Source organism: Parabacteroides sp. merdae-related_45_40 (assembly GCF_001915675.1).
Window position 1 is genome coordinate 75,752 of the sequence record NZ_MNQY01000045.1, and the last position, 9,072, is coordinate 84,823.

Below are 9,072 nucleotides of genomic sequence, written 5' to 3' on the forward strand. Positions count from 1 at the left end.
CCAAATAGACAACCATTTCTTTCACTGCACGATCCATATATTCACGTTTCCCTGTTGTATGATATGCTTGGGCCTGAAGAATTGTAATCATAAACATATCATCAATCCAAAGACGAGTTTGCCAAGATAGTCCTTTATCCGCCCAGGCTTTTTCCTCTGGGGTTGCATTAGCCGGCAAAGTCCATTGTGTATCAGCATAGGATAAACCCATTTCCAAATATTTCTTATCCTTCGTTATCTTATACAATTCTAACGGGATACAACAGTAAGTCAAAACGATCCTTTAATTGCCCAGCTAATTGTTTATCACCGGTAATTTCCGCATATCTCAGCGCTTCATACCACGTACAAACTTCTGCATAATGGATCCATTTCCCTTTTCCGTACCACATGTGTTTAGATGGAATAAAATTCCGGCTAAGGATAGCTCCAACTTTCTCAGGAGAACAATTTTCTGGTAAATCTTTAAAATAGTTTTTTTGTGCACTTGCTAATTGTACTATAGACATAAACAGACCAACAGTCACAAAGAAATTCACAACACACCTCATTATTTAAATCTATTGCGTAAATTTGACATTATTATACTCTTTCCATCCCGTAAGAATCTTATTTTTATAAGATAATGCAGTTTCTGCATCCTTCAGCCAGTCCCATTGTCCTAAAGGATATCCTCCTTGCATACCTTTCATTTCATCCGTAACGAGATCTATTCGATTCAAAGCAGACCTAATCTGCTCTTCAAGATTTTCATATCGATAAGATTTCCCTTTGGCATATATCCTAAATCCGAAATAGGCAGTGGATACAGCTTCGTAAAGCTGCGCAGTCAAAGCCGTTCTTTTAAAAAGCCGATATAAATCATCATAATCCGAAGGATTTAAAAGGTCTTTAGCCCGTTCTATATCAGCTAATGCCTCATTAGCCAAACTTACACCATACCGTTTTTCCGTAATAATATAGCTGAGGTAAAGACTATCCATTAGCTCTACAGGCGTAACCCAATTCTGATCAATCACATATCTTGCCTCTAATCCCAAGCGAGAATCTTTTGTTTTAAATCGTGCCGGAGCTATATGATTAATAATGTCTTTCCAATAATGAAATTCCTTATTGATTCCATGCTCCACAAATACAACAGGTGGTTCCAGCCATCGCCCTGAAACATGCCTATCATAGCTACTACTATAAGGATCATAATCCATAGATGAATGTTTCGCCGCATTTGTCCCTAAAATATACATGGAAGACAAAACAATATCGTATGTCTTTTTAAAAGCATTCTTTACCGGTTCCAAAGCCTTTTTCCCATATCGGGTTGAAATATATTCATCATATATCCGATCAGGCAAAATCTCTGGATTCTCAGTTGAGCGCTTTAAAGCATATAACAATATCTCATTGGCAGAACCAACCAACTTTGTCGTTCCATACCGGTCTGTCCGGGCTACATACCCAATTACATTCGGTCGCTTAATAAAATCTGTCCAACGTTTTGTCACATATTCAGGCCACGTATTGGCTATAACTCCCTGACCATTATATTCATTTCCCGTATCAAATTCGACGATCGTTGGTTTATTTATTTTACCAATAAAAGGATCATTCGGATGAGTCAAAAAGAAATCATGAGGAGTTTCTTTCATCATTAAGATTACTTTGTCATTTTTAATATGATTGATACAGCCAACAGTATTTGCATACTCTTCTTTCGAATAGGCAAAAGTTCTTATATATAACTTCTTTCCGCGCTCATTAATGACAACATCAGCAACGGCATCTACTACTGCAGCTAATTTTTCTTCATTTGTTTTTAACAAATTCGAGTATTGCTTTTCTGCATATGCACCTGTTTCAATGAAAGTCAGAACCAATCCATCTATTTCTGGGATCAAATCAAGCATTCCTCGGTAATCCTGCTTAAACCACTCCCAAAAAGCCGGATCATCCATATTAAGAGTTCCATGAGGACCCGTCTTAAATTGCGCTGGATAATAATCCAGCGCATAAAAACTATGATCCCAAACAAGCACCTCTCCAATTCCCTCCTGATGAGCCAATCGGGTGAGGTTCCTTACCAGATTTCGTACTGATTCATTCTTTACTTCCATCAGATTATGAATAATCTGATGAGAAAGTTGAAGATGGTTAATTTTATAACCTTTCGCCGCTTTTATTGTCGCAATCGCATTATCCATATTATCGGATAATATGATCCATCCTTTTATCGGCACATCCTCCCCTTTACAGGGGATAGAAATCGCAAAGAAAAACACCAATACAAGTCTAATAATATCTTTCATTTTATTTCTCACCATTGGGGATTTTGTGGATATACATTCGTACATCTATCAATCTGACTCTGAGGTATAGGGCGCAATTCATGGAATGATTTCATATTACCATGTGCTTTTTTATTATGCAAATCAGTCCTTTCGATCAGTTTGCCTAATCGTTTCAAATCATACCAGCGTTTCCCCTCTCCACAAAGCTCACGGGCACGTTCATCCAAAATAAAATCAACTGATAAGTCGGATGCTGAAATTTCCATTTCTTTTTCTTTTCCTTTGATTGCACAATTTCTACGCAACATATTGATATATTTCAAAGCATTATCCACATCACCAGCTCTATAATAGGCTTCACCAGCCAAAAGATAAGCTTCGGCAACTCTAAAACAAACCCAATCCCTAGTGCCTTTTTCTTCATTCATGGTAGCTCGTTTTACATCATCAAATTTCTTCAAATGTAAAAACACACGATTACTTACCGTACTATAATCATTTCCTAAACTCTCACTAAATTCCGGATTAAAAACTTTATAGTTTTTCGAATCGATTTGAGCTTTGCTCCAAGCATCTTTCGGAAGATAAAAAGCTGTATCTCCCACAGATAGTTTATCAGTCGCAGTTGTAGCATACCATGTATCACGCCAATAAGCCTGATAGCGGGAATCAATAGAAGAGTCGTATAAGTCCGACATGAACTGAGTCGGTTTAAAACGAGCATAAGGACGCCCATATTCCACAGTACGAGTCATTCCCGGAATATTAGCATCATATTTCGGAACAAAATATAAATGTGTCTGATTTCCATTTTCCCTTAACGATTCATCTTCCGAGAACTGTAAACTCCAGATAATTTCTTTATTCATATCATTATTCTGATTAAAGACCATATCTCTTGTTTCTTGCAACGTATATTGTGACTCATTAATAACGCTAGACGCTAATCGAGCAGCTTCTTCAAACTCGACTTTGCTGCTCCTTTCATCAGATAACAAAACATAAGAGAGAAAAAATTTGGCACCATACACATCAATACGTCCATAATCAGTTTGTTGTGTAGGCAAATTCTCCACCGCATAACGCAGATCCGGATAAATAGCTTCATCCAATATTTGTGCAACCGCAGTTCGATTAGCTTCCGTCTGTACACCAACCGTCGGTTCAAGAGACAAGTGCACATCTCCAAACTGCATAATTAAATGATAATACATATAAGCCCTCAAAAAGCGAGCTTCCGCTTCACGTAACTTTTTATCTGAATCAGACATATCTGAGACAGAGTTAATAAAATAGGTTACATTATTACATGCATTAATACCTATATAGCATTCTTCCCATATTTTTGTGATTTGGCCAGCCGTAAGAGAGATGTTATAAGTATCAAAATTCACATCTCCATCCACACCCGCTTCAAAAATATCTGTACCTTGTTCAGTCAGTTGTAACAAATTAGTTGTAGATGCCGAAAACGATCGCAATCTTGCATAGCAAGCATTTACAAGCGTCTCAATACCTGTTTTTGTATTATAATATCCATCCGGAGGCAATACTGTCTTCGGCTCTTCTTCCAAAATATCACAACTGAAGAATAATGACAAAAACATAATCGATGTTAAGAATATCTTTTTCATTTCTATTTGTTTTTAGATTTTAAAAATTAAGATTAACACCTAATTGATAAGAGGTAACAGACGGATAAGATTTCTTATCTGTTCCTACCTGCGGATCCTGACCATCAAACGGTGTAAAGACAAAAGGATTATTGATATTGATGTAGACTTTTGCATTTTCCATTCTAAATTTCTGGATAAAATCTTTAGGTAAGGTATAGCCTAAAGAAATATTTGAGATACGGACAAAAGAAACATCTTTAACAAAATAATCACTATTAGAAAAATCCGTATAAGTTCCTTTTATTGCAGGAGCGGGATAATCATTCGACCGGTTCTCCGGTGTCCAATAATTCACACGAAAACCTCTATATCTCACAGGATCGTCACTACTCTGCTTATGCGCATCCGATAAAGCTCTAACACCTTGGCGAGTATACATACTCATATAAAAGTCAAAACCTTTATAAGAAACAGAAGTATTTAAACTTCCAATCCACTTCGGATCACGACTAATGATATATCGATCATCATTCAAATTGATATTTGGAGCATCTCCTTCTTTGTTATAAATATCTTTGTATTTAGGGTATCCTGGCTTAGCTCCATAAGCCGCAGCTTCTTCGGCCTCATTTTCTTGCCAAACACCAATAAAATCCAATAAATAATAAGAACGAATAGAATGTCCAATAAAATAATTAGAACCAACATCATCCTTTTTATCTCCATAGAGGTCCAAAATTTCATTCTTGTTTTTCGCAAATGTGATTCCAACATTCCATCTCCATTCAGTATTCCTGATAATATCACCATTTAAAGTCAGTTCGACACCTTTATTCCGTGTACTACCTATATTCTGATAAATCTCTGAGAAACCGGATGTGACAGGCAGTTGTCTTTTTAGTATCAAATCTTTCGTCGTTCTTTGATACCAATCAATCGTTCCGTTTAAACGAGAATTAAACAAGCTAAAATCTAAACCGACATTATACTCTTCTGTCTTCTCCCATTTCAAATCCGGATTCGGAATACCGGTGGGTATTGTTCCAATAGCTGCAGTTTCGTTCCAGGAATAGTAAGTCTTAGACAGTTTTCCTAAGGTCTCATAAGGATCTACATTCGTATTACCGGTATTACCCCATGAAAAACGAAGTTTCAAATTATCCAAAAATCTAGATCTTGCTCCCTGTAAAAAAGCTTCTTCCGAAAGTCTCCAAGCAACAGACATAGAAGGAAATCCAGCCCATTTATTTTTATCGGAAAGTCTTGAAGAGCCATCATAGCGATAAGTAAGAGTCAACAGGTAACGATCTAACAATGTATAATTGAAACGCCCCATCAAAGACATAATCCCCCATTCCGACAAAGTCGTTTTCTTATCCAAAATCGTAGAGGCAGCTTCCAAATTATAATACAACCCATCATAATACATATCCGTTCCTTTCAGATAAACAGACTTTTCTTGGAACTGTTCCACATTAAATGCAGCCATTGCTCCTATTTTATGTATAGTATTGATCTCTTTATTATAAGACAAAATATTATCTATGATCGAAGACAAACGAGTACGACTATCGAAACTGGCAGCATGTGCTCCGCCGCTTCTATCACGAGTGTCGCTTCCCTGATAAACTCCATTATTAGTATTACTATAATCCAGCCCGACTGAGAACTTATAAGACAATCCATCCCAAATATTCCAATCTAAAGCAGCTGAACCTATCACACCATATTCATCCGTTGAATTTTGATTGTTCTGAATTTCGCATAATGGATTAGTAACCAATGATTCATTCGGAGTTGGATATAACTTTAACTTCCCGTTTTCATCTCTAACAGGAGCTAATGGAGATAACTGATAAATATGATAAATACGATCCGGAAGAGCATCATTTTTAGAATAAGACCCTAAAACCGCTGTCGTAAATTTTAAACGATCCGAGAACTTAAATGTATTATTAAAATTCACATTAAACCGTTTATATCCGGCATTATCAACTAATGAACCTTGATCCAAATAACCTAATGAAAGCATAGTCGCTGTCTTCTTGCTTGATGCACTGATCGTCACATTATGATTTGTGGAGAAAGCTGTCCCCCCCCATACCTCATCGAACCAATCCGTAAAAGTTCTATTTCTCCATGAGTTCAATTCAATATCATCGAACATTGCCTCATCGGAATTATCCTGACCGGCATTTGCTAATGCTATACGCTTAAAATCCACAAACTCATCAGCAGACATCAGATTCGGTTTTCCTGCAGCTTTGTCAAATCCAACCCAACCATTATAACTTGCCTTTATTGAACTTTCTCCAGCTTCTGCCCGTTTGGTTGTTACAATGATTACACCATTGGATCCTCTTGCTCCATAAATAGCCGAAGCTGAAGCATCCTTCAAAACATCAATAGATTGAACATCATTGGGGTTCAGATTCACACTCGAACTTTGCATTGGGATTCCATCCACCACCCATAAAGGGTCATTCGAACCTGTTATAGAACTAATCCCACGGATTTCAATGGTTGGATTGTTCCCAGGTTTCCACACGCCACCAATATCAACCGGGATTTTTCCTTGCAGGGCTGTACCAATATTAGGGCTATTTGCCTGTGTTATTTCTTCAGCGCGTATTTGTGTAATTGCACCTGTCAAATCTTTTTTCTTTGCTGTTCCATAGCCAATTACAACAACCTCATCCAACGCTTCCATATCTTCTTTTAATTGGATTTCTATGTTACTTTGGTTACCAATAATCAGTTCACGCGAAGTAAATCCAATATAGCTAACCAAAAGTGTTCCTTTAGAATATACTTCTAAAGAAAACCTACCATCAACATCAGTAATTGTCCCGTTTGTCGTTCCCTTCTCTACAACATTTGCTCCGATAATCGGTTCGCCATTTTGATCTCTAACGACGCCAGTAACTTTTTTCCTAGTTTGGGATTTATTTTGACCAGCAAATTTCAATTGTTCTGGCGAAGGGTTTATCAGAATAAGGTTATTTTCTGTAATTTCATAATCGACTCCTTCATTATTAAATAGTTGTCTTAACACAAACTCCACAGACTGTTCTCTCACTTGAACAGAAACCTTCTTATCTAAATTAATCTTTCCACTTTCATAAATAAATCGAAAATCAGACTGATTTTCGATCAAATAAAGGACATCCTTTATTGACTGATTCTGTACATTCAATGATAACTTTGTGGTCTGTGAATATACAGATGCAGAAATCTGCAAAGAAAATGCAATCAAAAAAACGACTGTCAATTTCATAATAGATAATATCTTTTTAAGAGTCGAAGACTGGTCCAACTCTAACATATTAAAAAAATTCATATATTTGTATATTGATTGTTAGTTAATTATTAGTGCTTCCAACACTAATTTTATTATCAAACTCATAACGGGAGATGTGGCAGCATTTCCCGTTTTTGTGTATCCATGGCATTCTATTTCATAGGCAATTCTTATTTATGAAAGTGGAAAGATTAATTTAGATATATTTTTTCCTGTCACATGATAGCGTATCTTACTCAGGCGGGACAATGCATTCATTACATCCGTTACGGTTTCTTCCTGTATGACCCCATTATAACGAATATTTTCCCCTAGCCCCGGTTGGAGCATAATCTTCACATCATACCATCTTTCCAGATATTTACAAACAACCGACAGAGACATATCTTCCATATATAACTTATTGTCCAACCATCCATAAGAATGGGACAAAACACCTTCTACCTGCTTAATCTTATCCGTCTTCTTATCGAAAACAGCTATCTCTCCCGGCTTCATCCTCAACTTCTCGTTTCCTTTCTCCAGTTCGATACATCCCCCAACCAAAGAAGCCTGGATAACCGGATCATCAGCATACGCCTGCAAATTGAAAGAAGCGGCCACTTTAATGACGAAAGGATCTTTACTCTTGGACACATCAAAAAATCCTTCCCCCTGAAAATCAACTTCCCGCGTTTTTTTCTTCGGATCATAAGAATAAACGACTTCAGAACCGGCATTCAACTTGACCAAAGATCCATCCGGCAACATGATCTCCGAACGATTCCCATAATCGGCACTCATACTGACCAGAACCTCCGATCCTTTCTGAAAAGTTCCCATAAAAGACAAAGCTAACACTATCAACAAAGATGCGGCAACCCCGGAAGCCGTATATAACATGTTTTTCCAATATTTCCGAAGATATACTTTCTGTCGGTTTATCTTGTCAACCTTTTCCCAAGCAAGATCAGGATCGAAAGCCTCAACTTCTGTATAACGATGAGATTCTTCCCAAATCTTTTTATACAAATTAAATTCTTTTCTATGGGACTCATCTTCGGCCAACCACTCAACTAATACCGGATCAAGACGTTTTTCATCTTCACCGTCCAGTAAATAGTCCACGATATAGTCTTTTATAGTTTTTTGTTCTTCCATGAATCTTGCTTTTATTATATGACACTATAAATAAAAAAAGGTCCTATTCCGGACCCGAAAAAATTATATTCCTTTTAATTCCAAACATCGCCTCAGCTTCTGAAGCGAGATCCAGATCTGATTTTTAATCGTTTTTATCGAGACATCGAGTTTTTCCGAGATTTCTTTTTGTTTCAATCCTTTTATCCGGTGCAGCAATAACACTTCTTTACAACGACCGGGAAGATGATCGATACAGCTATAAAGAGCGATCCGAAATTCTTCAGACTCGACCCGGTCGTCTTCATATGATAACTGATCCTGAGTTTCCGACAGATTATTAAAATAGACTTTTGAACGAAGATGATTCAATGCCAAATGTTTAGCCATCTTATAAAGATATCCGCCAACATTTTCTTTGATTTCAATCCTTTCCCGATTCTTCCATATATTCAGAAAAAGCTCTTGCACAATATCCTCCGTATCACTTTTATCCATGAGCAGGCTATATACATATTGACAAAGGCGACCATAATAACGCTCAAACAGTTTATTATAACTGACGTAATCATTTCTCCTGATCGCCTCTATCAATCTTTCATCTGTGGTATTAGACATACTCTTATCCGGTTTATCTCCTTAGTGCCCAAATATACAACAAATTTTGGATTGAAACCGGAAACCTGAACTTTTTCCAAGGCAACCATACCAAAGAAAAAACAGGAGCTTATCATATAAGTTCTTCCTATTT

Annotated in this window: 5 protein-coding genes and 1 pseudogene; all 6 read right to left on the reverse strand. The window is 36.9% G+C overall.

The window, feature by feature from the left end:
• Positions 1–551 (reverse strand): annotated as a pseudogene (locus tag BHV83_RS05775) (glycoside hydrolase family 88 protein); the annotation flags it as partial.
• Between the two features lie 9 nt (positions 552–560).
• The gene (locus tag BHV83_RS05780; RefSeq protein WP_229092652.1) at positions 561–2,303 is read right to left on the reverse strand and encodes a hypothetical protein; all 1,743 of its coding nucleotides are present in this window, start codon (positions 2,301–2,303) and stop codon (positions 561–563) included.
• An 8-nt stretch (positions 2,304–2,311) separates the two neighbouring features.
• Positions 2,312–3,919, reverse strand: coding sequence for a RagB/SusD family nutrient uptake outer membrane protein (locus BHV83_RS05785; RefSeq protein ID WP_005633434.1), 1,608 nt, complete (start codon positions 3,917–3,919; stop codon positions 2,312–2,314).
• A gap of 19 nt (positions 3,920–3,938) precedes the next feature.
• A complete protein-coding gene (locus BHV83_RS05790) occupies positions 3,939–7,226 on the reverse strand; it encodes a TonB-dependent receptor (RefSeq protein ID WP_286756795.1) in 3,288 nt (1,095 codons plus the stop codon).
• Positions 7,227–7,376: 150 nt separating this feature from the next.
• On the reverse strand, positions 7,377–8,342 hold the full coding sequence (locus tag BHV83_RS05795) for a FecR family protein (protein WP_286756796.1): 966 nt from the start codon (positions 8,340–8,342) through the stop codon (positions 7,377–7,379).
• A gap of 63 nt (positions 8,343–8,405) precedes the next feature.
• A complete protein-coding gene (locus tag BHV83_RS05800; RefSeq protein WP_005633440.1) occupies positions 8,406–8,939 on the reverse strand; it encodes an RNA polymerase sigma factor in 534 nt (177 codons plus the stop codon).
• Positions 8,940–9,072: the final 133 nt, after the last annotated feature.

Coding starts and splice junctions, on each gene's coding strand:
- BHV83_RS05780 (WP_229092652.1), bottom strand. CDS start 2,303: ATGAAAGATATTATTAGACTTGTATTGGTGTTTTTCTTTGCGATTTCT.
- BHV83_RS05785 (WP_005633434.1), bottom strand. CDS start 3,919: ATGAAAAAGATATTCTTAACATCGATTATGTTTTTGTCATTATTCTTC.
- BHV83_RS05790 (WP_286756795.1), bottom strand. CDS start 7,226: ATGTTAGAGTTGGACCAGTCTTCGACTCTTAAAAAGATATTATCTATT.
- BHV83_RS05795 (WP_286756796.1), bottom strand. CDS start 8,342: ATGGAAGAACAAAAAACTATAAAAGACTATATCGTGGACTATTTACTG.
- BHV83_RS05800 (WP_005633440.1), bottom strand. CDS start 8,939: ATGTCTAATACCACAGATGAAAGATTGATAGAGGCGATCAGGAGAAAT.